Raw genomic sequence first — 602 nt, 5'->3', positions numbered from 1 at the left:
GCTCAGCTGGCGCCAGTTCACGCAACAGCGCCGCCTTCACGCCATCAAGCCCCAACTGACTGTGCAAATGCTTGCTCATCGACCGCGAGCCACGGGGCTTGGCCAAGGCGGCTTGCACCTTGTCCAGCGGCTTGCTCGGCAACAGGTCAATATGCACAGTGGCTGAGCCGTCACGGTTGATCGCTTCGCGAATCGGCGCCGACAGCGCGTAGATCAAACTGCCCTCGATGCCCATGGCGGTGACGACGCATTCGCCCAGTCGAGGCTTGTCCTCCCCAAGGCCGATGGCGACGTTCTTCAGCGGCGCGCCCGCGAATTTGCTGACCATCAACTCGCTCCAGCCCGACACTTCGAAGCCGCAATTGCTCGGTTGTAGCGCGGCGTAGGGCACGCCTTTATCTTCCAGCAACTTGAGCCAGGCACCGTCGGAGCCCAAACGCGACCAGCTGCCGCCGCCCAAGGCCAGCAACACCGCATTGCTGTGGACAGTTTTATCGCCGTCCGGGCTGTGGATAAGTAAACCGCCGTCGTCGGTCCAGCCCAGCCAGCGATGCCGGGTGTGGATAACCACGCCCTGGTCGCGCAGGCGCTTGAGCCAGGCG

At 63.6% G+C, this 602-nt stretch carries 1 protein-coding gene; it reads right to left on the bottom strand.

What is annotated here, in order from left to right:
• Positions 1 to 602, bottom strand: a 602-nt coding sequence (locus tag FEM54_RS33650) for a Rossmann-fold NAD(P)-binding domain-containing protein (protein WP_171045983.1), incomplete at both ends; no start/stop codon positions are given.

Source organism: Pseudomonas edaphica (assembly GCF_005863185.1).
In the GTDB taxonomy this organism is placed as follows: Bacteria; Pseudomonadota; Gammaproteobacteria; order Pseudomonadales; family Pseudomonadaceae; genus Aquipseudomonas; species Aquipseudomonas edaphica.
The sequence above is the reverse complement of the archived record's forward strand: the minus strand, read 5'-3'. Positions and strand labels throughout refer to the sequence as shown.